19 protein-coding genes and 1 pseudogene are annotated in these 24,322 nt (G+C 71.7%); 12 read left to right on the top strand and 8 right to left on the bottom strand.

The genetic code is table 11. From position 1 onward, the window contains the following. Nucleotides 1–22: 22 nt before the first annotated feature. From ACZ4TR_RS28135 to ACZ4TR_RS28120, 4 genes and pseudogenes are all read left to right on the top strand, one after another. Nucleotides 23–1,300 carry an MFS transporter gene (locus ACZ4TR_RS28135; RefSeq protein WP_465289886.1) on the top strand — a complete coding sequence of 426 codons (1,278 nt, stop codon included), beginning with the start codon at nt 23–25 and terminating at the stop codon, nt 1,298–1,300. Continuing rightward, entirely contained in the window at nt 1,300–2,292 is a 993-nt protein-coding gene (locus ACZ4TR_RS28130; RefSeq protein WP_465289884.1) for an alpha-L-rhamnosidase N-terminal domain-containing protein, read from the top strand. Before ACZ4TR_RS28135 ends, ACZ4TR_RS28130 begins: the two co-directional genes overlap by 1 nt. Next, nucleotides 2,190–3,158, top strand: a pseudogene (locus tag ACZ4TR_RS28125) (family 78 glycoside hydrolase catalytic domain); the annotation flags it as partial. The gene ACZ4TR_RS28130 and the pseudogene ACZ4TR_RS28125, both read left to right, overlap by 103 nt. After that, on the top strand, nt 3,050–3,799 hold the full coding sequence (locus ACZ4TR_RS28120; protein WP_465289882.1) for an alpha-L-rhamnosidase C-terminal domain-containing protein: 750 nt from the start codon (nt 3,050–3,052) through the stop codon (nt 3,797–3,799). The pseudogene ACZ4TR_RS28125 and the gene ACZ4TR_RS28120, both read left to right, overlap by 109 nt. On the opposite strand, the gene ACZ4TR_RS28115 is transcribed toward ACZ4TR_RS28120, so the two are convergent. The 8 genes from ACZ4TR_RS28115 to ACZ4TR_RS28080 form a co-directional block, all read right to left on the bottom strand. Further along, entirely contained in the window at nt 3,783–5,141 is a 1,359-nt protein-coding gene (locus tag ACZ4TR_RS28115; RefSeq protein ID WP_465289881.1) for an MFS transporter, read from the bottom strand. The genes ACZ4TR_RS28120 and ACZ4TR_RS28115 overlap by 17 nt on opposite strands. 19 nt (nt 5,142–5,160) lie before the next feature. Continuing rightward, a complete protein-coding gene (locus ACZ4TR_RS28110) occupies nt 5,161–6,069 on the bottom strand; it encodes an amidohydrolase family protein (protein ID WP_465289879.1) in 909 nt (302 codons plus the stop codon). Then, complete coding sequence (locus ACZ4TR_RS28105; protein ID WP_465289877.1) at nt 6,066–7,091, bottom strand: amidohydrolase family protein; 1,026 nt, start codon at nt 7,089–7,091, stop codon at nt 6,066–6,068. The genes ACZ4TR_RS28110 and ACZ4TR_RS28105 overlap by 4 nt, the downstream gene beginning before the upstream one ends. 313 nt (nt 7,092–7,404) lie before the next feature. Then, nucleotides 7,405–8,886 (bottom strand): type 1 periplasmic-binding domain-containing protein, encoded by a 1,482-nt coding sequence (locus ACZ4TR_RS28100; protein WP_465289875.1) that lies wholly within the window; start codon nt 8,884–8,886, stop codon nt 7,405–7,407. Further along, nucleotides 8,883–10,883, bottom strand: coding sequence for a hypothetical protein (locus tag ACZ4TR_RS28095; protein WP_465289873.1), 2,001 nt, complete (start codon nt 10,881–10,883; stop codon nt 8,883–8,885). The genes ACZ4TR_RS28100 and ACZ4TR_RS28095 overlap by 4 nt, the downstream gene beginning before the upstream one ends. Nucleotides 10,884–11,101: 218 nt before the next feature. Beyond that, the gene (locus tag ACZ4TR_RS28090) at nt 11,102–11,947 is read right to left on the bottom strand and encodes a carboxymuconolactone decarboxylase family protein (protein WP_465289871.1); all 846 of its coding nucleotides are present in this window, start codon (nt 11,945–11,947) and stop codon (nt 11,102–11,104) included. Then, complete coding sequence (locus ACZ4TR_RS28085) at nt 11,947–13,179, bottom strand: RNA polymerase sigma factor (RefSeq protein WP_465289869.1); 1,233 nt, start codon at nt 13,177–13,179, stop codon at nt 11,947–11,949. The genes ACZ4TR_RS28090 and ACZ4TR_RS28085 overlap by 1 nt, the downstream gene beginning before the upstream one ends. Beyond that, nucleotides 13,172–13,543 (bottom strand): YciI family protein, encoded by a 372-nt coding sequence (locus ACZ4TR_RS28080; RefSeq protein ID WP_465289867.1) that lies wholly within the window; start codon nt 13,541–13,543, stop codon nt 13,172–13,174. Before ACZ4TR_RS28080 ends, ACZ4TR_RS28085 begins: the two co-directional genes overlap by 8 nt. Before the next feature lie 225 nt (nt 13,544–13,768). Between ACZ4TR_RS28080 and ACZ4TR_RS28075 the strand changes: the two genes are divergently transcribed. The 8 genes from ACZ4TR_RS28075 to ACZ4TR_RS28040 all read left to right on the top strand — a co-directional run bounded on the left by ACZ4TR_RS28075 (nt 13,769) and on the right by ACZ4TR_RS28040 (nt 24,265). Then, entirely contained in the window at nt 13,769–14,941 is a 1,173-nt protein-coding gene (locus tag ACZ4TR_RS28075; RefSeq protein WP_465289866.1) for a carbohydrate-binding protein, read from the top strand. A gap of 187 nt (nt 14,942–15,128) precedes the next feature. Next, nucleotides 15,129–16,415: an extracellular solute-binding protein gene (locus ACZ4TR_RS28070; RefSeq protein WP_465289865.1), complete on the top strand. Its 1,287-nt coding sequence runs from the start codon at nt 15,129–15,131 to the stop codon at nt 16,413–16,415. 69 nt (nt 16,416–16,484) lie between these two features. Continuing rightward, nucleotides 16,485–17,426 carry a carbohydrate ABC transporter permease gene (locus ACZ4TR_RS28065; RefSeq protein ID WP_465289864.1) on the top strand — a complete coding sequence of 314 codons (942 nt, stop codon included), beginning with the start codon at nt 16,485–16,487 and terminating at the stop codon, nt 17,424–17,426. Then, nucleotides 17,423–18,241, top strand: coding sequence for a carbohydrate ABC transporter permease (locus ACZ4TR_RS28060; protein ID WP_465289862.1), 819 nt, complete (start codon nt 17,423–17,425; stop codon nt 18,239–18,241). Before ACZ4TR_RS28065 ends, ACZ4TR_RS28060 begins: the two co-directional genes overlap by 4 nt. After that, nucleotides 18,241–19,764 carry a beta-N-acetylhexosaminidase gene (locus ACZ4TR_RS28055; protein ID WP_465289860.1) on the top strand — a complete coding sequence of 508 codons (1,524 nt, stop codon included), beginning with the start codon at nt 18,241–18,243 and terminating at the stop codon, nt 19,762–19,764. The genes ACZ4TR_RS28060 and ACZ4TR_RS28055 overlap by 1 nt, the downstream gene beginning before the upstream one ends. A gap of 221 nt (nt 19,765–19,985) precedes the next feature. Beyond that, complete coding sequence (locus ACZ4TR_RS28050; protein WP_364527857.1) at nt 19,986–20,684, top strand: GntR family transcriptional regulator; 699 nt, start codon at nt 19,986–19,988, stop codon at nt 20,682–20,684. A 5-nt stretch (nt 20,685–20,689) separates the two neighbouring features. After that, nucleotides 20,690–21,598 carry an aminoglycoside phosphotransferase family protein gene (locus tag ACZ4TR_RS28045; protein WP_465289858.1) on the top strand — a complete coding sequence of 303 codons (909 nt, stop codon included), beginning with the start codon at nt 20,690–20,692 and terminating at the stop codon, nt 21,596–21,598. A gap of 273 nt (nt 21,599–21,871) precedes the next feature. Further along, nucleotides 21,872–24,265: a DUF7617 domain-containing protein gene (locus ACZ4TR_RS28040; RefSeq protein ID WP_465289856.1), complete on the top strand. Its 2,394-nt coding sequence runs from the start codon at nt 21,872–21,874 to the stop codon at nt 24,263–24,265. The last annotated feature ends 57 nt before the right edge of the window (nt 24,266–24,322 follow it).

Below are 24,322 nucleotides of genomic sequence, written 5' to 3'. Positions count from 1 at the left end.
GAGACGTGAAAGGTGCCCAACGATGAGTACTTCTTTCCGCCAGGCCTCCGCACCCGCCGGGACGGCGTTCCCCGGGCCCCGGCGCGGGTTTCTGTTCTTCTTCGCCTTCGCTGCGGTCGGCGCGGGAATGGCGGTGCTCGTCCCGGCCGTGCTGACGCTGTCGGTGAAGGCGACGCTGCTCGACCCGGCGGGCGCGACGACGATGGTGTCCATCGTGACCAGCGTCAGCGCCCTGTGCTCCCTGGTCGCCTTCCCCGTCTTCGGCAGGCTCAGCGACCGGACGACGGGCCGGTTCGGCCGGCGCAGACCGTTCCTCGTGCTCGGCGCGGTGCTGTTCACGCTGGGCGCGATCGGGCTGCAGCTGGGCGCGACGACGTTCACGCTGACCCTGGCGGCGAGCTGCACGACGGTCGGCGCGAGCGCGGCCACCGTCGCGTTCACCTCGGTGATCCCCGACCAGCTGCCGCCGGACCGCCGCGGCCCGGCGTCGGCCGTCGTCGGGCTGAGCCTCCCGGTCGGCGCGGTCCTCGGCCTGTTCATCGCGCAGCTCGTCGCCCCGGACCTGCCCGCGATGATCCTGCTGCCGGCCGGGTTCGCGGTCCTCGGGACGCTCCTGCTCGCCGTCACCATGCGGGACCGGCGGCCGGCACCGGAGGAGCGGCCCGCGTTCGCCTGGCGCGACCTGCCCCGCACGTTCTGGGTGAACCCGGTGCGGCACCCCAACTTCGGCTACACCTGGCTCAGCCGGCTGCTGATCTTCTTCGGGGTCGCCGCGATCCAGGCCTACCAGGCGTTCTACCTGATGAACGTCTTCCACATCCCGCCGGCCGGCATCGCGAACGCGGTCTTCCTGTCGACGCTCGTCCTCACCGGCGCGGCCCTGCTGTTCGCTCCCCTGGCGGGCAAGCTCTCGGACCGCGCCGGGCGCCGCAAGCCGTTCGTCGTCACGGCGGCGGTGATCTTCGGCTGCGGGCTGCTGCTCGCGACGTTCACCAGCACCTATCCCCTGTTCCTGGTCGCGATGGGCATCATCGGCCTCGGCCAGGGGGTCTACTTCGCGGTGGACATCGCGCTGATCACCCAGGTGCTCCCCGACCCGGCCGACACGGCGAAGGACCTGGGGCTGATGAACCTGGCGGGCAACCTGCCGACGTCCGTGGTGCCGGCCCTGGCCCCGGCGATCCTCGCGATCGGCGCGACGGCCGCGGTGCCGCAGAACTTCCCGGCGCTCTTCGTCGCGGGCGCGATCGCGGGACTGCTCGGCGCGGTGCTGATCCTGCCGATCCGGAAGGTGCGCTAGTGCCGGAGCGGCCCACCCGGTTGCGGCTCGACCACCTGACGCCGGGCCGCCCTTCGGGTTCGCCGCGCGGTTCCTGGTGGCTGCCCGCCGGGTCGGCCGTCCAGCACGCGTACGAGATCCGGCTGACCGGCCCGGACTGGACGTCGGGACGGTGTGAGAGCGACCGGTCCGTGCTCGCCGACCTGCCTGCGCGCCCGGCGACGGCGTGGCAGGTCCGCGTCTGGACCGACCTCGGCGAGAGCGGCTGGTCGGAGCCGGCGCCCTGGACCGTCGTCGCGCTGCCCGCCGCGCTGGGCGCGGCGGCCTGGGTCGGGCCGCACGAGCCGGTCGTCGCGCCACCCGGCCGGCGGCCGGCTTACCAACTGCGGCACGAATTCACGCTCGACGAACCCGTCGAGACCGCGACGGCGTGGGCGACCGCGCACGGGATCTACGAACTCTTCGTCAACGGCACCCGCGTCGGCGAACTCGAACTGACGCCCGGGTTCACCGCCTACCGCAAGCGGCTCCAGGTCGAACCGCACGACGTGACCGAGCTGCTGCGGCCGGGAAGGAACTCGGTCGAGTTCCTCCTCTCCGACGGCTGGTTCCGCGGCCGGCACGGCTTCGGGCGCACCGCCGACGGCTTCGGCACCCGCACGGCCGCCCTGCTGGTCCTGGAAATCGATGACACCACCGCGGTCACCGGGCCGGGCTGGTGGTCGCGGCCGAGCCGGATCACGGCCGCCGACCTCATGGACGGCCAGGAGACCGACTTCCGGCTCCCCGCACCGGGTTCGCTCGGCCTGGACGCGCCCGGCCGGCACCCCGCGCAGCCCCGAACCGGCGGCCCACCCGGCTGGTGCTCACCGAAGCGCCGCCGGTCCGCCGGGTCGAAGAGCTGCAGCCGGTGTCGGTCACCCGGCTCGCGGACGGCGTGGTCGCGGACTTCGGGCAAAACATCACCGGCTGGGTCCGGCTGCGCGACCTCGGGCCGGAAGGCACCCGGCTGACACTCACCCACGGCGAACACCTGGCGCCCGACGGCCGCGTCACCACCGATCACCTCCGGGCGTTCGACTTCGCCACCGGAAAGCCGCTGCCCGCCGGGCAGATCGACACGGTCGTCTCCGCGGGCCGCGCCGGGGACGTCTTCGAGCCGCGACACACGACCCACGGCTTCCGGTACGTCCAAATCGATGGGCACCACCCCGAGGTCACCGCCGTCGTCGTGCACACGGACCTTCCCGCAACCGGCCGGTTCAGCTGCGGCGACGCGCGGCTGGAAGCCCTGCACCGGATGGCGGTGTGGAGCCTGCGCGGCAACGCCTGCGACGTCCCGACGGACTGCCCGCAACGGGAACGCCCGGGCTTCACCGGCGACTGGCAGGTGTACGTCGCCACCGCCGCGCGCACCCACGACGTCGCCGGGTTCTCGCGGAAGTGGCTGCGCGACCTGGCCGCCGACCAGTGGCCCGACGGCCGCGTCCCGACGATCACGCCCGATCCCGCCGGTGACGGCCCGTCCGGCAGCGGGTTCCAGGACGCGATGACCGGCTCCGCGGGCTGGCGTGACGCGGCGGTGCTCGTGCCCTGGGAGCTCTGGCGGGCCTACGGCGACCTCGAAGTCCTCAGTGGGCAATACGAATCGATGGCCGGCTGGGTCGAGTACGCGGCCGCGTCGGCCCGCGAGCGACGTCACCCCGCACGCGTGGCCGCCGCGGCTCCGCACGAGAGGTTCCTGTGGGACACCGGCGGGCACTTCGGCGAATGGTTCGAGCCCGGCGTCCCGCCGAATCCGGATCCCGAGGCCGACCACGGCATCGTCGCCACCGCCTACCTCGCCCGCTCGGCCCGCGTGCTCGGCGTGGCAGCGCGAACCTCGGGCCGGGCGGTGTGCTCACCGAACCCACGCAGGGCAACCACGTCCGGGCGCTCGCTTTCGAGCTGGTGCCCGGGCACTTGCGGGACGTCGTCGCCGGATGCCTCGCCGGCCTGGTCACCGCGGCCGGTGTCGGCACGGGCTTCCTCTCCACCGGCCTGCTGCTGCCCACGCTGGCCGGCACCGGGCACCTCGACCTCGCGTACCGGGTGCTGCTGTCGACGGGAATCCCGTCCTGGCTGGAGATGCTCGACCGAGGCGCCACGACGTTCCGGGAGCACTGGGACGCCGTCGAGGGTGATCAGGTGCGCGGTTCGCTGAACCACCACAGCAAGGGTGCGGCGATGTCGTTCCTGCACACCCACGTCGCCGGGATCCGGCTGCCGGACCACCCGGGTCACGCCGAAGCGGGGTACCGGCGGTTCCTCGTCCGGCCGTGCCCCGGCGGCGGCCTCGACCGGGCCGAAGCGGAGCACCTCAGCCCCTACGGCCCGATCCGCAGCGCCTGGGAACGGACCAGCGGCCACCTGCGGCTCACCGTCGACGTGCCGCCCGGAACCCGCGCCGACGTCAGGCTTCCCGGCTCGGAAAGCGTCGACGCGGGACCGGGGCGGCACACGTTCACGGTGTCGTCGTGATCGCTTCCGGCGCCGTGGACCTCAGCCTTGCCTGGCGCGTCCGCGGCCCGAAGATGGCCAAAACCACCGCGCCGACGAGCCAGGTCCCGGCGATGAACAGGAACACGCTCCGGTAGCCGCTCCCGTTGTACAGCGCGGCGACGATCAGCGGGCCCACCGCGTTCGACAGCCGCCCGAGGCCGTACGACACCCCCGTGCCGAGCGACCGGCCGCGCGTGTCGAACAGCTCCGGCGAGTACGCGTACCCGAGCGCCGTGTACCCCCGCTCGAACAGGTTCACCAGGAAGCCGAACACCACGATCAGGATCGGGTTGAACGTCAGCCCGTAGAAGAGGCCGCACAGCGCGATGACCGCGCCGAACGCGACCAGGCACCACTTGCGTTCGAACCGGTCGGTGACCAGGGCGGCCAGGTACGAGCCGAGCGGCGCGCCGACCGTCGTGAGGGCCACGTAGAACACCGACTTCTCGACGCTGAAGCCCTCCTTGGCCAGCAGCGTCGGCGCCCAGCTCGAGTAGCCGAAGAAGCCGATCGTCTGCGTCACCCACAGGACGGTCAGCAGCAGCGTCGGGTACAGGTACTTCTTCTGCAGCAGCAGCCGCAGCGGCGCCCTGCCCACCGGGGCTTCCTCGACCGGCGGCGCGGGCTCCGGCAGCGGGCCCTTCTCCGCCGCGACCTGCTCCTCGATCTCCCGCAGTACCGCGTCGGCCTTGGCGTGCTCGCCGCGGCTCTCGTACCAGCGCGGCGACTCCTTCAGGTGCCGGGTGAACAGCACGAGCAGGACACCGAGCGCGCCCCACAGGTACACCAGCCGCCACGACCAGGAGTTGATCGGCACCACCGCGCTGGCGATCAGGTTGGTCACCGGCGTGCCGCAGATGCCGATCACGATCGCGTACGCCTGGTACTTGCCGCGGCTGGCCGCCGGGTACAGCTCGCTGACGTAGATGACCGCGACGACGGTCATCGCCGAGAGGCCCGCCGAAGTCAGGATGCGGAACACGCCCAGCGACACGATGTCCCACGAGAACACCGCCGCGAACGAGAAGACGCCGAACCAGACGGTCGTCCACATGAGCGCGTTCTTGCGGCCCCAGCGGTCGGCGAGCTTGCTCGCGATGATCGAGCCGAAGAACATGCCGACGAACGACAACGAGGTCACGTAGGCGACCTGGTTCACCGTCACGCCCCACAGCTTGATCAGCTTGGGCGCGGTGGTGGCGAAGCTGTTGATGTCCGCGAACTCGAAGAAGTAGGCGAACGAGACGGCGAGCAGGGTGACCTTGTGGAAGCGCGAGATCGGCAGGCGGTTCAGCCGGTTGAACGCGTTGGCGTGCTGCATTGCATGCCCTTCAGGGGTTTCAGGCGGTTTCGCCGGGCCAGTAGAGGCGCATCGGGTTGTCGACGAGCAGTTTCCGTTGCTGCTCGGTGGTTTCGGCGATCTGCGGGACGTAGTCGACGAGGAGGCCGTCGTCGGGCATGTGGTTCTTCAGGTTCGGGTGCGGCCAGTCGGTGCCCCACAGCACGCGGTCCGGGAACTCCGTCACGACGCGCCGCGCGAACGGGACGACGTCGGTGTAGGCGTGCCGTTCACCGTCGAGGGCCGGCGGGCCGGTCACGGTGAGGCGCTCGGGACAGCTCACCTTGACCCACACGTCGTTGCGGTCCACGAACTCCAGGAACCGCGCGAACTCCGGTCCGTGCACCGGTTTCGTGACGTCGGGGCGTCCCATGTGGTCGATCACGAGCGGCGCGGGGAGCTCACCGAAGAAGTCCTCGAGTTCGGGCAGGTCGGCGGCTTCGAAGTAGAGCACGACGTGCCAGCCGAGCGGGGCGATCTTCTTCACGATCCTGCTGAGGTCCTCTTTGGGCGAGGCGTCGACGAGCCGCTTCACGAAGTTGAACCGCACGCCGCGGACGCCCTGTGCGTCGAGTTCGCGGAGTTTCTTTTCCCCGATGTCCGGCCGGACGGTCGCGATACCGCGGGCCCGGCCGTCCGCCGCCCGGACGGCGTCGAGCATGGCGGAGTTGTCGGCGCCGTGACAGGTGGCCTGCACGATGACGTTGCGCGCGACGCCAAGGTGATCACGCAGGGCGAAGAGCTGGTCCTTGCTCGCGTCGCAGGGCGTGTACTTGCGCTCCGGCGCGAACGGGAACTCCTTCTCCGGGCCGAAGACGTGACAGTGGGCGTCGACGGTGCCGTACGGCAGTGCGAAGTCCGGTGTGGACGGATTCGCGTACCAGTCCAGCCAGCCGGGCGTCTTGGTCATCGGCCTTGTCCCTTCAGGAGGGCGTCCAGGCGCGGGTAGACGGCGCGGGCGTTGTGCTCCCGGACCGCGGCCCAGTCCTCTTCGGACAGTTTCGCGGCTTCGGCGTACCGGCGGGTGTCGTCGAAGTGGTGGCCGGTGCGCGGGTCGACACTGCGGACGGCGCCGATCATCTCGGAGGCGAACAGGATGTTGCGCGCCGGGATGACGTCGAAGAGCAGGTCCGAGCCCGGCTGGTGGTAGACGCAGGTGTCGAAGAAGACGTTGTTCAGCACGTGCTCGTCCAGTTCCGGCTTGCCCAGCGCCATCGCGAGGCCGCGGAACCGGCCCCAGTGGTAGGGCACCGCGCCGCCGCCGTGCGGGATGACCAGCCGCAGCGTCGGGAAGTCGGCGAAGAGATCACCCTGCACGAGCTGCATGAACGCCGTCGTGTCGGCGTTGAGGTAGTGCGCGCCGGTGGTGTGGAACGCCGGGTTGACGCTCGTGCTGACGTGCACCATCGCCGGGATGTCGTACTCGACCATCTTTTCGTAGATCGGGTACCAGGACCGGTCGGTGAGCGGCGGGGCCGTCCAGTGGCCGCCACTGGGGTCGGGGTTGAGGTTGAGCGCGACGGCGCCGTACTCCTCGACGCAGCGGGTCAGCTCCGGGACGCAGGTCGCGGGATCGACACCCGGAGACTGCGGGAGCATCGCGGCCGGCGCGAACCGCTCCGGGTAGAGGGTGCTGACGCGGTAGCAGAGCTCGTTGCAGATCGCCGCCCACTCGGCGGAGGTTTCGAAGCCGCCGACGTGGTGGGCCATGAACGAGGCGCGCGGCGAGAAGATCGTGAGGTCGATGCCGCGTTCGTCCATGAGCCGAAGCTGGTTCGGCTCGATGGTCTCGCACAGTTCGTCATCACTGATCCGCAGGTCGGCCCGCGAGGGCGCGACGCCGGGATCGTCCAGCGACGCGATCTGCTGGTCGCGCCACGCCGCGAGGGCGGGTGGCGCGGTCGTGTAGTGGCCGTGGCAGTCGATGATCAAGGCAGTTCCTCGTCGCTCCGCATGCTGGATACTCGCACACTAATCGTCGATGAAATTGTTGACAATATGTGTGACGAGGTTGTGACTGATTGGGGGCGCGTGTGGACGGCCTGTGACGGGCCGACGCCGGTCGCCGATGCAGTGAATGACTCATTCCTGGCGTCTGACGCCAGGAATGAGTCATTCACTGCATCTCGAGCGAGCCGCGCGGACCCGCGGTCAAGCTCGCTTGCCGCTCAGCCGCAAGCCTCGGCGCGATCCCGCCCGGCGAGGTCAGCACCGAGGTCAGCGGCGAGTCGCCGAACCCCGCAGCTCAGGAGTCCGGTGCCGAGAGCTGCACGAACTCCGGCGTGTCGTCCTCCCGCACCCGCAGGATCGGCACCGCCTTGTTCACCGGGTCACCCCGATCGTCGAACGAGATCATCCCGCTCGCCCCCGGGACCGCCAGCGTCCCGTGCAGCCGGTTCTTCGCCTGCAGCACGTCCTGGGCCGTCACCTGCGCCGGCGATACCCGCGGGATTCCGCGGATCGCCCACACCACCGTGAGCACCGCGTCGTGCGCGAGGATCGCGATGCCGTCGTCCAGGCGCTCCTTCGGGAACACCGCCTTGAAGCAGTCCGTGCACCCCGGCTCCTGGAAGCTCGCCACCGCCGCCGGGTTGAACGCCTGCGGGGAACTCGTCCACGCCTGCGGGTGGGCCAGTCCCGGAGCCAGCACCGTGACGTTGGCCTGCAGGCCGCGGCGCATGTCCGCCTCCGGGGGCCCGACCAGCGCCAGGTCGCCGGTCAGCACCGTGATGTGCCGGTCGAGGCAGGGGCGCTGGGCGAGCTCCGCGACGAACGACGTGAGGTTGTTCTCGCGGCCGGCGAAGTACACGACCTCGGGCTGGTTGCCGCAGATGTTCGGCATCATCTGCAAGAACGTGTTCTCGATCCCCGGCAGGCTCGAGTCGTACTCCTCGGTCCGGCCGACGATGCGGTGGTCCGCGTCGGCGAACTTGCGGGTGAACGCCGTCGCCAGGGTCTTCGGGTACAGGTCGCCGGGGTTGACGTCGCGCACGATCGTGGCCGTGTGTGCGGTCGGCCGGACGTAGCTCGCCGCCGCCAGGCCGTACGTCGAACTCGTCGGCGACACCCGCATGAAGCCGGGGATCTCGGAGAACTCGTCGGCGGCCAGGTGCGAGGCCACCACGGGGATCCGGTGCTCCGAGAGCCGGCGGATCGCGTCGCGGGACGTGTCGAGGCTGAGCCCGATCCCGGTCACCGCGACCAGCCGCTCCGACGTCACCCGCCCGACCAGGTCGTCCACCACCGGCTCCCAGTGGTTCAGCCTGCTGCCGGGGTTGGCCAGCAGCAGGCGGATCAGCGGCAGGCTGCCCCACGACTGGGTCGTGTTCGCCCGCCGCTGCGCGATGTAGGCGCCTTCCAGCTGGTGGCGGACCCACTCGTCGGACAGGATGTCGTGCTCTTCGAGAGTCATCGGCAGGAAGGCCGCGATCGTGACGTACGGCTTCCCCGACGTCGTGACGGACTCGTTCTCCTGGCGGATGCGCTGCTCGACGTCGGCGAGTCCCGGCGAGAACACGTAAGCGCCGTCGGTGACGCCGGTGCATTCCCCGGTGTCTCCGCGCTTTTCGACGCCGGCGCCGCACGTGCGCCCGGCCTCGCTGATCGCCGGCACCACGACCAGCGCGGCGACGAGGACCGCGGCGAGCAGCAGCACGCCGCCCGCCACCAGCAGCCACTTCGACCACGTCGGCCGCGGCGGCCGGATCCGGTCACTGCGCGCGCTCATCGGTACCTCTCCGCCCGTTCGTGCAGCAGGATCGAGCCCCGCCCCCGGCCCTGGGCCAGCTGGTGGAAGGCCCCTTCGATCGTCGAGTCCAGCGTCCCGCCCGGGTCGCCGAGCGGATCGCGGGCGATCCACAGCGCGGCGACCAGCCAGGCCAGCGTCGTCCCGAGGTCGTCGTCGCCCCGCCCGGCGTGGTGCTGGACCTGGTCGTACGGCTCGGCGTGCTTGTCCAGCCGGTTGGGCGCCGCGGTGACGACGTCGAGCTCGGCGAGCCACGCCTCCGCGGTCGCCACGTCGAACTCCGCGTGCCGCGCGTCGGCGAACGGCTCGCGCAGGTGCGCGACCGCCGCGGCGACGTTCTCCAGCGCCAGGTCGTGGTAGCGCGCGGCGACGGTCCGGCCGTTCTTCTCGTAGAAGTCGCGGCACCGGGTGTGCACCCGGGTCCAGCTGAGCGGGTGGTCGTCGGCGCGCGAAGCCAGCTCCTGCAGCAGGATCCGGCGCAGCCATGGGTGCAGCACGTACTGCGGCGCCTCGCCCGGCTCCGCGCGCAGCCACAGGTGGTCGCCGAGCTCCTTGAACAGCACGCCCTCCCCCGCCGGGTTGCGCAGGTCGAGGATCTCCTTGTGGAACAGCAGTTCCACGTCCAGCGCGGCGCTCGCGGTGACCAGGTCCTGCCGGCTCGCCGGGGAGAAGTCCTGCAGCAGGTAGTCGCGCATCGCGGTGACCAGCGGCGGCCCGGCGCCGTCCGGCCCGGCGACCGGGGTGCGCAGCGCGGCGCGCAGCGTCCCGGGGCGTCGCGGGTCGAAGCGGTGGGCCACGGCGGCGATGACGTCGGTGACCGCGCCGGGGTGGCCGTCGGTGACGCGGTGCAGGAACCGCGGCAGGCGCGACGCGGGGTGGATCTCCCTGCCCGCGGCGATGTGCACGACGTCGTCCTTGGACAACGCGCCGAGCTCGAGCAGGTACCACGGGTGCCAGTGGGGTTCCGGCTCCCCGGCGCCGGGCCGCCAGTCCGCCTCCACATCGGACGGTTGCCGCGGTGCGGGCCGGTGCAGGCCCTTCGTCCGGTGCGTGGTCGGCGGCCGGCGTTCCGGGGCGCCGCGGTGCGCGGCCGGCGGGGACCAGCTCTCGTTCCAGTCCGGGTTCCACGTGCGGCTGGTGGCGAGCACCACCAGCGGATCGGCCTCGCCGGCCCGCTGGCGCGCTTCGGTGAGGGAGCGCAGGAAGAGCCGTCCGCCCGGCGTGTGCGCGTTGTCGAGCAGGACCAGGCTGTTCAACGTCCGCCGCGAGCGGTTGAGCCCGGTGTAGTTCCGGCGCAGGTCGGCGAGGAACGCGTCGCAGAAGGTGGCGTCGACCGCGTCCCGGTCTTCGTCGTCGCCCTGGGCGTGCCAGGCGATCTCGATGAGGAAGTCCTCGTGGTTGCCGGCCCCGGCGGGCAGGGCCCGCATCTTGCCGATCAGCCGGCGGCGGTCGTACCAGCTCAGGCCGCGCAGCAGCAGGTCGGTCGCCTCGGGCCAGCCGCGCAGGCCGCCGGCGGGCGCGATGCCCCCCGCGAGGCGGACGACGTCGACGATGGCCTCCCGGCTCTGTTCGAGTGGCTGGTTCTTCGCCAGCAACGCGTGCAGTTTGCGCAACGCCGCGCGGCGGTCCTGCAGTTCCAGCGGCGCCCCGAGCACGAGCATGCACAGCCAAAGGCGGGGGAACGCCAGCCTCCCGAACTGCTTCCACTGCCGGCTGAGGTCGAAGGCGAGGTGCCCCAGCAGTTCCCGCGGCCGGCTGTCCGCGCGGTCGTGCCGTTCGAAGTCGAGGTGCGCGTGCGGAATGTCGTGGCAGCGGTCCGCGACGGCGCCGAGCAGCGCGGTCTTCCCGGTGCCCCGCGCGCCGAGCGCGACAACCACGGGCAGCGAACGGCTTTCGCCGTCGACGCGAGCCAGCAGCCGTTCGACGAGCCCGCCGGTGACGGCGTCGAGGCCCGACAAAGCGGGTACGTCGGCTGGCATCGTCCCCCATCCCCCCATACGACCCGATTCCGGCCGGAACCGTCACTATGACACGCGGTCAACCGGGGTGCAGCGGTCTCCAGAAGACCACGAATACGCCGGGACCGGTCCCCGCCGCATTCCCGTTCCGGCATTCCCGCTGGTTGCCCGCGATTCACCGCGGGCATCAGGGTGAATCCGCGGGCACGCTTTCCCGCTACCGCATTAACCGGTTCGGCCTAGTCGCCGCGCGCCTTCAGCGCGTCGTGGCCGGCGTCGAAGCTGCGCAGTGCCGCGCCGACCGCCGCGGCCACCGTGACCTCGAAGACTTCGTCCTCGGTGCACCCCGCCGCGAGCAGGCGGCGGACGTCGGCGTCGGTGACGCGGTGGGACGCGTCGCGGACCAGCGCGGCGTAGTCCCGCCACGGCTCCGGCACTCCTTCCCCCGTCCCGGCCGCCCGCCGTAGCTCGGGGCTCGTCCGCGCCGGCTGCCCGAAGACGCTCTCCCGGAGGTCGCCGGGGCTGTCGGCGAGCAGGAAGCCCGGGAACCGGTACCCCGCGCGGTGCAGTGCCTTCGTGCCCACCTTCAGCTGGCCGTCGCGCAGCTCGAACCCGAACGCGTTCGCGAGCCGGTTGACGATGTTCCACACCAGGTTGACGTTCAGGGCCTCCGCCACCGCGTGCGCGGGCAGGTCACGCGGCGGCACCAGCTCGAGGTTCCGCGATACCTCCTCGAGGAACCGTTGCACGGCAAGCAGTTCCGGGCGCGCGTCCAGCGGGCGGTCGGGGTCGATCTCACCGTGGCCGGCGATCCGCGTCAGCTCGGCGTGCGTGACGACGCAGAACGGGCACTCGTGCACCCGGGCCGTGCTCATCGCGAGGTATTCGCGCTCGCCGACGGTCCAGTAGGACTCGCCGCGCATCGCGGGCGCGGTCAGCTCCAGCAGCGGCCGGGTCAGGAAGCCCGGCCGGTACAGTAGCAGCTTGACGATGTCGGGGCTGGTGACGCCGGAGAGCTTGCCGGTGACGGCCATGAAGAGCCGGGCCCGGCGCCGGTGGCCGGTGTCCAAAACGGACAGTCGCATCAGGACTCCAGTTCGTGCAGGCGGGTGGTGAGGAAGCGGAGGTCGGCCGGGGCCTCGGCGAGCTCGCGTGCCCGCCGGTACGCGGCGGCGGCCTCGCGGGAGCGGCCGAGGCGGCGCAGCAGGTCCGCGCGGGCGGCGTGCCAGAGGTGGTAGCGGCCGAGCCCGTCGATCGCCTCCACCAGCGCGAGCCCGGCCTCGGGGCCGTCGGCCATCGCGACCGCCACGGCGTGGTTGAGCGCGACGACGGGTGACGGCGCGAGCGTCCGCAGCCGCGCGTAGAGCGCGGCGATCCGCGCCCAGTCCGTGTCGGCCGCGACGCGGGCCTGCGCGTGCTGCGCCGCGATCGCCGCCTGCAGCTGGTACTGCCCGACCGCGCCGCGGCGCAGGGCCCGGCCGAGCACGCCGAGCGCTTCCGCGATCTCCGCCCGGTCCCAGCGCGCGCGGTCCTGGTCCTCGAGCAGGACGACGTCGCCCCCGGGTGTCCAGCGGGCGGCCGAGCGCGAATCCTGCAGCAGGAGCAGGGCGACCAGGCCGAGCGCCTCCGGCTCGTCCGGCATCAGCGCGGCCAGGAGCTTCGCCAGCCGGATCGCCTCGCGGCGCAGTTCGGCCGGCTCGTCGCGCCCCGACGGCGAGGTGTAGCCGCGGGTGAAGACGAGGTAGATGACCGCGAGGACACCGGAAAGCCGATCGGGCAGCAGGTGATCGGGCGGGACGGTCAGCGAGATACCGGCGTCGCGGATCTTCCGCTTCGCCCGCACGAGCCGCTGCGCCAGCGCCGGCTCGGCGACCAGGAACAGCCGGGCGATCTGGGCGGCGGTCAGGCCGGCGACCGCCTGCAGCGTCAGCGCCACCCGCGCGTCTTCGGCCAGGGCCGGGTGGCAGCAGGTGAAGAGCAGGCTCAGCCGGTCGTCGCCGACCTCGGCGAGCCGGTCGTCCGGCAGCATCGACGTCCTCACCCCGCTTTCACCCGCCGCGAGCCGGGCGAGCTTGGCCTGCCCGACGCGGGCGCGGCGGATCCGGTCCACGGCGCTGTTGCGTGCCGCGGTCAGCAACCAGGCCGCAGGGTCGTCCGGGATGTCCGGGCCCCACGTCCGCAGTGCCCGGGCGACCGCGTCCTGCAGGGCGTCCTCGGCGAGTTCGAAGTCGCCGAGCACCCGGACGAGCGCGGCGAGCAGCCGGGCGCGGTCCTCGCGGAAGACGCGCTCGACGACGCCGGCCGCGCGATCACCCACGCGCGGCCCGGTGGTCCAGCCCGGGCACCCCGGCGACCGGGCGGACCTCGATCGAGCCCTGGGCGGCCATCGGGCACAGCGCGGCCAGCTCCAGGGCCTCGTCGAGGCCGGGGCAGTCGAGGACGTACACCCCGCCGAGGTGCTCGTGGGTCTCGGCGAAGGGCCCGTCGGTGATGAGCGTCCGGCCCTCCTGCACGGTCACCGTGGTGGCGGTGTGCTCGCCCTGGAGCGGGTGCCCGAAGACGAACACCCCGCGTCGCCGGCATTCGTCGGCGAAGGCGTTGACGGCGGCCAGCGCGTCCTCGAAGCCCGGGTCGGCGGGCTCGGGCCGCTCGCAGTTGTAGATCAACAGCATGTAGAGCACGTGCGCTCCTTCGTCCGGCGTCGGTCGAAGAGGATGACGAACGGGACGACCGTAACTCGACAGGCGGGTCCGGACTCGCCGGAATCCGGCATCGGAGATTACCAAAGGTAAGTTCTGTGCCGGTCTTGACATGACCAATGGTCAGGAGGAAAGTCCTCGCCACCTGATTCGTCTAGACCAATCAGGGAGCTCTCCCGGCGGACGGCCATCCTCAGGAGGAGACCCATGTCCCGCAGAATCCGGACCACCACAGCAGCACTGACGAGCGTCGCGACCGCGGCGGCGACGGCCCTGATCCTTTCCGGTGGGGCCGATGCCAGCCCCTCGGCCGCGGCGGCCGACTGCGGCGTGCTGTTCGACGACTTCCACTACGCCTCGCCCACCGACTCCGCGTTCGGCGGCGCCGGCTGGACCACCCGCAACGACGTCGGCAGTCCCGGCGTGGCCGGCGCGCGCTGGCTCACGAGCAACGTCAGCTTCCCGACGGTGAACGGTGAACGCGTCGCCCAGCTCGCCGCCAGCACCGACGGGAGCGCCGCCGGCACGACGCATTCCGAGATGTACCAGAACCGGTTGCGGTTCTTCGAAGGCACGTACGCGAGCCGGGTCCGCTTCACCGACGCACCGGACAGCGGCACCGACGGCGACCACGTCAACGAAACGTACTTCACGATCTCGCCGCTGAGGTACGATCGCGACCCGCTCTACAGCGAGCTGGACTTCTCGGAGTACCTGCCCAACGGCGGCTGGGGCGGCTCGACGGCCAACTACCAGACCAGCTGGAACACGTACTGGAACAACCCGACGTGGGACGGCCTGCGCGTGTCCACCGCGCAGAACCGCAGCTTCGCCGGCTGGCACGACATCGTGACGCAGGTGTCGGGCGGGCACGTGAAGTACTACATCGACGGCCAGCTCACCGCGGACCACACGACCGACGCGCAGGGCAACCCGGTGTACCCGCGGACGCCGATGTCGATCAACTACAACATGTGGTTCATCGACACGGCCGGGCACACGAGCGGCAACAGCGTCTACACCGAGCAGGTCGACTGGACGTACTACGCGGGCAACCAGGTGGTGTCGCCTTCGGACGCCGTCGCCCGCGCGGGTTCGTACCGGACCGCCGGAACGTCCCACGTGGACACGGTGAACGGCTGCACGACGCCGACGAGCCCGCCGGCCACGACGACCCCCACGACTCCGACCACGCCCACCACTCCGACGACGCCGTCGCAGCCCGCGAACTGCTCGACGGCGGCGGAATGGGACTGGGGCACGGTGTACCTCGGCGGCCAGCGGGTGAAGCACAGCGCCCACCTCTGGCAGGCGAACTGGTGGACCCAGGGCTCCGAGCCCGGGCTCACCGCCCAGTGGGCCGACCTCGGCCACTGCTGACGCCGACCCGACCTGGCCGCGGCCCGGGTCCCAGGGACCAGCCCGGGCCGCGGTCACCTCCGCCGAATGCGCCCCAATGTGGCCTTCGGTGCGTCTGACGCACCGAAGGCCACATTGGGTGCGCTCAACGCACCCAACGCCACATTGGGGCGCTCGCCCCCACCCCGCCGCCACTCCAGGAGTTTTCGTGCGCAGACGCACCTTCGCCGCCGCACTGGCCGTCGCCGCCGTGACCGCCAGTGCCGCGTGCGGCACCGACACCCCCGCTCCTGCCGCCCAGGGCGGTCAAGGTGGACAGCTGACCGTCTGGCTGATGAACGGCGACCTGTCCGAGAAGGCCACCGCGGCGATCAACGCCGCGTTCGAAAAGGCCACCGGCGCGAAGGTCACCGTGCGGATCCAGGAGTGGGACAACATCAACACCAAGATCAGCACCGCCCTGGCCCAGGACGACACCCCCGACGTCATCGAGATCGGCAACACGAACGTCCCGCTCTTCGCCGCCAACGGCGCGCTCACCGACCTCACCCCGCACCGCGACGAGCTGGCCGGGAAGAACACCTGGCTGCCCGGCCTCGCCGGACCGGCCACCGTGGACGGGAACCTCTACGGCGCACCGCTGTTCGCGGGCAACCGCGCGGTGATCTACGACAAGCAGGTCTGGGCCGAGGCCGGGATCACCGCGCCGCCGAAGACGTTCCAGGAACTCACCCAGGACCTCGACAAGATCAAGGCGAAGCACCCGGCGGCGGACTACTCCGCCTTCCACTTCCCCGGCAGGTACTGGTACGGCGCGCTGCAGTTCGTCTGGGAGGCCGGTGGCCAGCTCGCCACCCAGAAGGACGGCAAGTGGTCCGGCGCCCTCGAAAGCCCGGAGGCGCAAAAAGGCTTGCAGGCGTGGAAGGACTTCCAGAACACCTACTCCTCCGCCGCGTCCCGCAACGTCGACACCAAGGCCCCCGACCAGGCCGCGATCTTCTCCGCCGGCGGCGCCGGGGCGATCCTCGACACGAGCGTCAACACCGTGGTCAAGAACAAGCCGGAGCTGAAGGACCGCCTTGGCACCTTCCCCTTCCCCAGCGCCACGCCCGGCAAGACGCAGCCGGTGTTCCTCGGCGGGTCGGACCTCGTCGTCGCGGCCAAGAGCCGCAACCAGGACCTCGCCCTGGCCTACCTCAAGGCCGCCGCGAGCCCCGAGGTGCAGCGCGAGGCGATCGTCGGCATCGACGGCTGGACGCCCGTCTCCACCGAGCTGATCGACGAGGTCACGCCCACCTTGGCACCGGTCAACGCCGCCTTCGCCACCGCGGCCAAGACGAGCGTCGCGACCCCGGCCGCCCCGGGCTGGGCGACCATCGAGAGCGACAAGTCCATCAACACCTTCTTCGCCGACATCGCCACCGGACGCCGGCCGATCGCCGACGCCGCCAAGGACTTCGACGCCCACCTGACCGAGGCGCTCAACGCCCGCTGACCGGCGGGGTGGCCCGGCCGGTTGCCGTCCCCAACCGGGCCGCCCCGCCCCTTTCGCGAAGGAGTCCTCATGTTGCTGGTGAAAGCGCCGCCCGAAGCCTCGTCGAGACCGGTGACGCCGCGCCGGCGGCGGTCCCTGCTGCCCTACGGCCTACTCCTGCCCGCGACGGTCCTGCTCGGGCTCGTCCTGGGCTACCCGCTGGTGCGCCTGGTCGTCATCTCGACGCAGCGGTACGGCCTGCGCTCCCTGTTCACCGGCACGACGACCTTCGCGGGCTGGGACAACTACGCCGCCGTCCTCGGCGACGACCAGCTCCTCCCGGTCCTCGCGCGCAGCATCGGGTTCTGCGCCGCCCTGGTCCTCGGCACCCTGGTCATCGGCTTCGGCGTCGCGCTGCTGCTGCAGAAGCTGGGCCGCGGCATGCGCACCGCCGTCACGATGAGCCTCATCGCGGCGTGGGCGCTGCCGAACGTCGCGTCCACCTTGGTCTGGCAGTGGCTCTTCCAGCCCGGCTACGGCGTGGTCAACTGGCTGCTCACCCAGGCCGGCTTCGGCGACCTCACCCAGCACGACTGGACGACGTCGCCGACGTCGGCGTTCACGCTCGTCTGGCTGCTGGTCGTGTGGCAGTCCGTGCCGTTCGTCGCGCTGACGCTCTACGCGGGCCTGGCGCAGATCCCGCGGTCCTACTACGAGGCCGCCGCACTCGACGGCGCCGGGCCGTGGCGGGTCCACCGCACCATCACGGTCCCGTTCCTGCAGCCGATCCTCGGCCTGGTCACCATCCTGTCGGTGATCTGGGACTTCACCGTGTTCAACCAGATCTGGATCCTCACCCAGGGCGGCCCGAGCGGCGGTACGACGACGCTCGGGATCTGGACGTTCACGAAGGCGTTCAGCGGCAACGACTTCGGTCAGGGCGCCGCGATCGCCGTCGTCTCGGTGGCGCTGCTCGTCGGCCTGACGGCCGTGTACGTGCGCCGCCTCGTCCGCTCCGGGGAGGACCTGTGATCCGCCGGATCGGCCGCAACGCCACAGCCGCGATCTTCTGTCTCGTGTGGATCTTCCCGGTCTACTGGATGGTGCTCACGGCGTTCAAGCCGGCGGGCAAGATCCTGCAACCCACGCCGCAGTTCCTGCCGGTGGACGTCACCCTGGGCAACTTCGCCGACGCGCTCGCCAAGCCGGGGTTCGTGCAGGACCTCGTCAACAGCGTCGTGGTCGTCGTCGCTGTCGTCGCACTGTCCATAGTGGTCGCGTTCCTGGCCGCGACCGCGTTGACGCGCTTCCGGTTCTTCGGGCGCCGCAGCTTCCTCATCGGCGTGCTGGTGCTGCAGATGGTGCCGGTGCCCGCCCTGGTCATCCCGCTGTTCCTCGGCCTCAAGAGCGCGCACCTGCTCGACACGCTGTTCGGGCTGATCCTGACCTACGTCGCGCTCGTCCTGCCGTTCACGATCTGGACGTTGCGCGGCTTCCTGCACGGCATCCCGGTCGAACTCGAGGAGGCGGCGATGGTCGACGGCGCGACCCGCGGGCGCGTGATGCGCTCGGTCCTGCTGCCGCTGGTGCTGCCCGGGCTGATCGCGACCAGCGTGTTCGCGTTCATCACGGCCTGGAACGACTTCCTGTTCGCGTACGTGATCATGAAAGACAGCTCCGGCTACACGCTGCCGGTGTGGCTGGTGTCGTTCAGCACCAGCACCGGCACCGACTACGGCGGCCTGATCGCCGCGTCGACGCTGTTCGCGCTGCCCGTCGTGGTCTTCTTCGCGCTCGTGCAGCGCCACCTGGTCGAAGGCATGACCGCGGGCGCGGTGAAGGGCTGATGATCATCCCCCACCCCACGCGGCTGACGCGCCGCGCCGGTTCCTTCGCGCCCGCCGGCGGGCTGCGCGTGCTCGCGAGCCGCGGCGCCGAGAGCGCGGCCCGGCTGCTGGCCGGCTACCTGCCGCGCCCGTCGATCCACCACGGCCCGGCGATCCGCCTCGACCTCGTGCCGTCGGCGAAGCACGGCCTGGAGGGCTACGAACTCGACGTCACGCCGGCGGACGCGCTCCTCACGGCGTCGACCGAGGCGGGCCTGCGCAACGGCGTGCAGACCCTCCGGCAGCTGGTCCCGTTGCACGGCCCGCCGCGGCTGCCGTGCCTGCACGTCCGCGACGCGCCCCGGCTGCCCTGGCGCGGCGTGCTGCTCGACGTCGCCCGGCACTTCCTGCCGCTGGAGTTCCTCCGCGAGTTCGTCGACCTGCTGGCGCTGCACAAGTACAACGTCCTGCACCTGCACCTCACCGACGACCAGGGCTGGCGGATCGAGATCGACGGACGGCCGCGGCTCACCGAGATCGGCGCGTGGCGCACCGAGTCGATGGTCGGGGCGGCCGGCAGCGGCGTCTACGACGGCGTCCCCCACGGCGGCTTCTACACCCAGCGCGAGCTGCGCGGACTCGTCGGCTTCGCGGCCGACCGCGGCGTGCGGATCGTGCCGGAGATCGACCTGCCCGGGCACGTGCGCTCGGCGCTGGCCGCCTACCCCGAGCTGGGCAACCGGCCGGAGGTGACGCTGCCGGTGTGGACCGAGTGGGGCATCAGCCCGGACATCCTCGGCGTCCACGACGGCGCGTTCGCGTTCTGCCGGGAGGTCCTCGGGCAGGTGGCGGACGTCTTCCCGGCGCGGCACCTGCACATCGGCGGTGACGAGTGCCCGACCACGCAGTGGGCGTCGAACCCCTTCGCGCGGGAAAAGGCGGCGAGCCTAGGGTTGCGGGACACCGCGGAGCTGCACCCATGGTTCCTGGGCGAGCTGCACGGCGTACTGGCGGACCTCGGACGGCAGGCCGTGTGCTGGGACGAGACCGGCCACGCCGCGGGCCGGCTGCCGCCGGAGATGGCCGTGACGGCCTGGCGCGACGCGGCGCACGGCGCGCTCGCCGTGGCCCGCGGTCACCAGGTGATCATGGCGCCGCACACGTCGACGTACTTCGACTACCGGCAGAGCGAAGAGCCCGGCGAGCCGCCACGGAGCGACGTCACGACACTCCGGGACGTCTACCGCTTCGACCCCCTGGCGGGCGGGCTGCCGGTCAGCGACGGCACCCGGCCCGGGGTGCTGGGCACGCAGGCCCAGCTGTGGACCGAGCACGCGCCGACCCCCGACCACGTGCGTCACCTGGCGTTCCCGCGGCTGTGCGCGCTGGCCGAGCGCGCGTGGTCGCCGCCGGAGCGCCGTTATGCTGACTTCCAGGAGCGCCTGCCCGGTCACCTCGAACGGCTGCGCGCCCTCGACGCCCTGCCGAAGGAGCGCGTCCGGTTCGCCGGCGCACTCGGAGTATCCGGGAAGACGGTGCCTTGACCGCTGTGCCATCCGGGGCTTCGCCCCAGGCCGGGGGCTCCGCCACCCGGAGCCCCCGAAAAGAAGGTGTGCCATCCGGGGCTTCGCCCCAGGCCGGGGGCTCCGCCACCCGAAGCCCCCGAAAAGAAGGTGTGCCATCCGGGGCTTCGCCCCAGGCCGGGGACTCCGCCACCCGGAGCCCCCGAAAAGAAGGTGGCGAGCCGGCGGACCGCCCGCCCACCGTGAAGCGCGACCGCGTCCGGCGGCACCTGCTGAAGGTGATCGAGAACGCCGGCCCCGGCACCGGGCTGGCGTCCGAACGCGACCTGGCCGCGGAGCTGGGCGTGTCCCGTCCGACCGTCCGGGCGGCCATCGACGAGCTGACCCGCACCGGGCTGCTGGTGCGCCAGCGCGGGCGGGGGACGTTCACGAGCCCGCAGAAGGTGACCCAGGAGCTGGCCACGGGCCTCGCCGTCCCGCCCGCGGAGGGGCACTGGACGAGCCGGGTGATTGCGTTCGGGATCTCCCCCGCCCCGCGGTCGCTGGCGGCCGACCTGGAACGCGAGCCGGGCACACCGGTCCTGCGCGTCACGCGGGTCCGGCACGTCGACGACGAGCCGATCGCGATCGAGCAGCTGGCGTTGCCCGCGTCCCTGGTCCCCCGGCTCGCCGTCGCGGACCTGGAGTCCGGCAACTTCTACCGCCTGCTGCGGAAGCGGTTCGGGATCGTGGTGCAGGACGCGGTGCAGACGATCGAGCCGGCGGTGACGAACCCGGAGCAGGCCGAGCTGCTCGAGATCGCGGTGTACGCCCCGATCCTGCACATCGAGCGGCTCACGCGCGACACGACGGGGCAGGTCGTCGAGCTGACCCGCTCGGTGTACCGCGGCGACCGGTACCGCATCACTTCGAAACTCCGCTTCGACGCAGAATCGGGCTGACGCTGTTGAGCAGCACACCGGACCTCGGTCCCCTCCCCCAGCGCGTCACCGTCGACACCGGCCAGGTGCGCCGGCTGGTCGGCGACCAGTTCCCGCGGTGGGCCGGTCTCCCGGTGCGGCCGGTGTCCGCGAGCGGCTGGGACAACTTCACCTTCCACCTCGGTGACGAAATGGTGGCGCGGCTGCCCAGCGCGGCCGAGTACGCCCTGGCCGTGGAGAAGGAACAACGGTGGCTTCCGGCGCTCGCTCCGCAGCTGCCGCTGCCCATTCCCGTACCGCTCGCGCAGGGGCGCCCCGGCGCGGACTATCCGTTTCCGTGGTCGGTTTACGCCTGGCTGGCCGGTTCGCCGGCTCGCGCGGACCGGATCGCCGACCCGCTTCGTTTCGCACTCGACCTGGCCGGATTCCTGGCCGCCTTGCGCGGCATCGACGCCGCCGGTGGTCCCCGGCCGGGGAAGCACAACTGGTTCCGGGGCGCCACGCTGCGCACCTACGACGCTCAAACCCGGCGCGCGCTCGACGCCCTGGGCGGCACCATCGACGTCGCCTTGGCCCGCGAGATCTGGGAGACCGCGCTGGACGCGCGCTGGGACGGCGCCGACGTCTGGTTCCACGGTGACCTCGCCCCCGGGAACCTGCTGCTCGACGGCGGGGACCTGGCGGCGGTCATCGACTTCGGGACGTGCGGGGTCGGCGACCCGTCGTGCGACCTGGCCATCGCCTGGACGCTGCTGACCGCCGAGGGCCGGCGGGCGTTCCGCGAGCGGCTGTCCGTCGACGAACCGGCCTGGGCGCGCGGGCGCGGCTGGGCGTTGTGGAAAGCGCTCGTGACCAGCGCCCGGGTCGGCGAGGAAGCCGCGAACGCGCGTCTCGTCCTCGACGAGATCCTCACTGAATTCGTATCCGGAAAATAAATCTTCACGGGTAGCGGGAAACGGATTTCTTAGCGTCTGCTCGTTACCCGAAAGAGTGACGCCGTGACGGCATCCGGGTGACGCGCGACCAAAAGTACCCTTATCGGAGCAGGTGCGCGTTGTTTCGCATCGGTAACGAACTGCGCTGTTGGCTTCGCCTTTCTGGCGCCCGGGTGAGAGCGCTTCAACGCACTGCCGGTGCGGCATAGGATTTTCCTTCGGCCGGGAAACATTTTCCGGAACCCACCGTTGCGAAAGAATCGAGGACCATTCATGCGAAGACGCATGCTGGGAGCAGTGCTGCCCCTGGTGCTCGTCGCGGCCACCTCCGCCGCACTGCCCACGACCGCCGAGGCGGCCGCCGTCTCGGGGCTCACGAAGTCCGTGCAGGGCACCGGTTCCCCCGCCGATCACGGGGCCACCGCGAACTGGGTCATCGGCTACGACGACCAGGCCACCGCGTCCGGCGCCGCCACCATCACCGACGCCGTCGGCGCGGGCCAGGCCTTCCAGCCCGGTTCGCTGCACGCGCCGCCCGGGTGGACGCCGTCGTGGTCCACCGACGGCAGCACCTTCACCGGCACCGAACCCGCGTCCGGCGTCACCGCCGTGCGCGCGAGCAACCCGGACGCGGGGCCCGACGCGACGTCGCTGTCCGCCTCGCTCACCCCGCCCGTGCAGGCGGTCACGACCGCGACCGGCGGCGACGGCTTCACGCCGATCCTCTACCGCACCCCGGGCGGCACGTTCCAGGCCTGGAACATCTACCACCACCTCGGCGCGACGTCGCCGAAGGTCGTGTGCACCGACCTCGCCACCGGGCAGCGCTGCCCGGGCGGCCCGTGGCCGAAGGTGCTCAACACCGCGCCCGGCCCGCTCGGCACCCTGGGGGCCGGGGACATCGCCACCACCATGGTCGAGCAGTACGTGCGCGACCCGGCGGCGCCCGCGAAGGTCTACTACCCCGCCGTCACGGCGGCCTCGGTCGGCGTCGGCTGCCTCGACATGGCCGCTTCGGCCAACTGCGGGTACTGGCCGCTGGCCACCACCGGCGGCTCACCGGCGGTCAGCGGCATGACGGGGGTCGTGCAGAGCGGCGGCAACCTCTACGGCCTGCTCACCACCGGCGCGGTGGTCTGCTGGACCATCGCCACCCAGAGCGCCTGCGGCGGCCAGCCGTACGCGCCGATCGCGCCGCCCATCAGCGGCAACCCGTACGTCTACGGCGCGCTGGACGTGGTGGCGGGCAAGGTGTTCGCGTCTTCCTCGAACCCCGGCACCGCGCAGCAGCCGTCACTGGGCTGCTTCGACCCCGCGACGGCCTCGGCGTGCGCCGGCTGGGCGTCCTGGCGGCCGACGGGACCGGCCGGCAACTTCACCTACAACGCGTACACGGCGTTCGACCCGGCCGGCGCCCCGGTGGGCGTGTGCTCGTCGACGACCGGCGGTACGAACGTCACGACGTGCTTCGCGCTCGACGGGTCGGCCTTGCCGGCGCCCCCGGGGGCCGCGGCGCTGACGGGCGGGATCTACGTCTTCAACCCCGAGGTCGTCACCGATCCGAACGGCCACGTGCGCAGCTACCTCCCCTTCTGGAATGGTGGTTACGTGGGCGCGACGCTGTGCCACGACTGGACGACGGGGGCGGCGTGCGCGGGACTGCCGGCCGTGATCACGCACCCGTCGGCGAACGGCGGGAACACGCGGGACTACGGGTACACGTACGACCCGCCGTCCGGCTGCCTGATCGGCCTGGGCGACGCGGGTGTGCTGTTCTCGATGGACCCGGCGACGGGGGCCACGCCGTGCGTCCGTTCGGGCGGCCAAGTGACGCTGCGGCCGGGCGACTTCTACTGTGACGGCGGCTCGCACGTCCAGGGCTACACGGCGGCGCGGCTGACGGGCGTGGATCCGGCGAACGTCGACTTCGCGGCGTCCCGGGTGACGGTGGTGGACCAGGACAACGCGACGGTGCCGACCCCGGGCTTCGCCCCGGACGGCTCCGTCGACCTGACCGGCGTCCCGGTGGCGGCGCACCCGTCGATCACGGTGACGACGACACTGGTGCTGCACGACGGAACCGGCTTCAGCGGCCGGCTGGTGGTCGACTACGCGGGTGACGCGCCGCAGCTGTGCTTCCGCACGACGATCGCGACGGACTGCGCGGTGACGTCGGTGGCGAACACGGCGACCGGGACGGACTCGACGGGCTCGTTCACGTCGAACACGGTGACGCTGCAGGTGGCCCCGGGCGCGTCGTGCACGCCGAAGGTCAAGGTGGACAAGGAGATCTGCACGTCCGCCTCGGCTTCGAAGTGCGGCCCGGGCGGAGCCGGACCGTGGGCGAAGCAGGCGGGGGTGGGTCTCCTGGGCCTGCTGAACGCGACGGCGTACTGGCGGATCACGGTGACGAACCTCGGACCGGTGGGGATCACGTCGGCGCAGCTCGTGGACAGCGTGGAGCCGTCCTGCCAGACAGGTCCGTTCTCGTTGGCGGCGGGGCAGTCGAAGCAGGTGCACTGCTCGACTTACGCGTTGCTGAACCTGTTCCCGATCACGAACCAGGCGAAGGTGAGTTACGTGCCGGCGAACGTTCCCGCGGGGACGCCGCCGTCGTACACGGGATGGTCATCGGCGAAGGCGTGTTCGCTGCTGTGCATCCTGTAGGGGGGTGAGGTGAGCGGCCCGCGGGGAGCTTCCCCGCGGGCCGTTTGCCACACTGGA

Source organism: Amycolatopsis sp. NPDC028719, from assembly GCF_055565395.1.
Note: the sequence above shows the minus strand (reverse complement) of the source record. Positions and strands in the feature narration are given on the sequence as shown.

Bases quoted from the DNA above. Each gene is read 5' to 3' on its own strand.
- ACZ4TR_RS28135 (WP_465289886.1), top strand. From the start codon at position 23: ATGAGTACTTCTTTCCGCCAGGCCTCCGCACCCGCCGGGACGGCGTTC.
- ACZ4TR_RS28115 (WP_465289881.1), bottom strand. From the start codon at position 5,141: ATGCAGCACGCCAACGCGTTCAACCGGCTGAACCGCCTGCCGATCTCG.
- ACZ4TR_RS28100 (WP_465289875.1), bottom strand. From the start codon at position 8,886: ATGAGCGCGCGCAGTGACCGGATCCGGCCGCCGCGGCCGACGTGGTCG.
- ACZ4TR_RS28095 (WP_465289873.1), bottom strand. From the start codon at position 10,883: ATGCCAGCCGACGTACCCGCTTTGTCGGGCCTCGACGCCGTCACCGGC.
- ACZ4TR_RS28075 (WP_465289866.1), top strand. From the start codon at position 13,769: ATGTCCCGCAGAATCCGGACCACCACAGCAGCACTGACGAGCGTCGCG.
- ACZ4TR_RS28055 (WP_465289860.1), top strand. From the start codon at position 18,241: ATGATCATCCCCCACCCCACGCGGCTGACGCGCCGCGCCGGTTCCTTC.
- ACZ4TR_RS28120 (WP_465289882.1), top strand. From the start codon at position 3,050: ATGGTTCGAGCCCGGCGTCCCGCCGAATCCGGATCCCGAGGCCGACCA.
- ACZ4TR_RS28065 (WP_465289864.1), top strand. From the start codon at position 16,485: ATGTTGCTGGTGAAAGCGCCGCCCGAAGCCTCGTCGAGACCGGTGACG.
- ACZ4TR_RS28040 (WP_465289856.1), top strand. From the start codon at position 21,872: ATGCGAAGACGCATGCTGGGAGCAGTGCTGCCCCTGGTGCTCGTCGCG.
- ACZ4TR_RS28110 (WP_465289879.1), bottom strand. From the start codon at position 6,069: ATGACCAAGACGCCCGGCTGGCTGGACTGGTACGCGAATCCGTCCACA.
- ACZ4TR_RS28090 (WP_465289871.1), bottom strand. From the start codon at position 11,947: ATGCGACTGTCCGTTTTGGACACCGGCCACCGGCGCCGGGCCCGGCTC.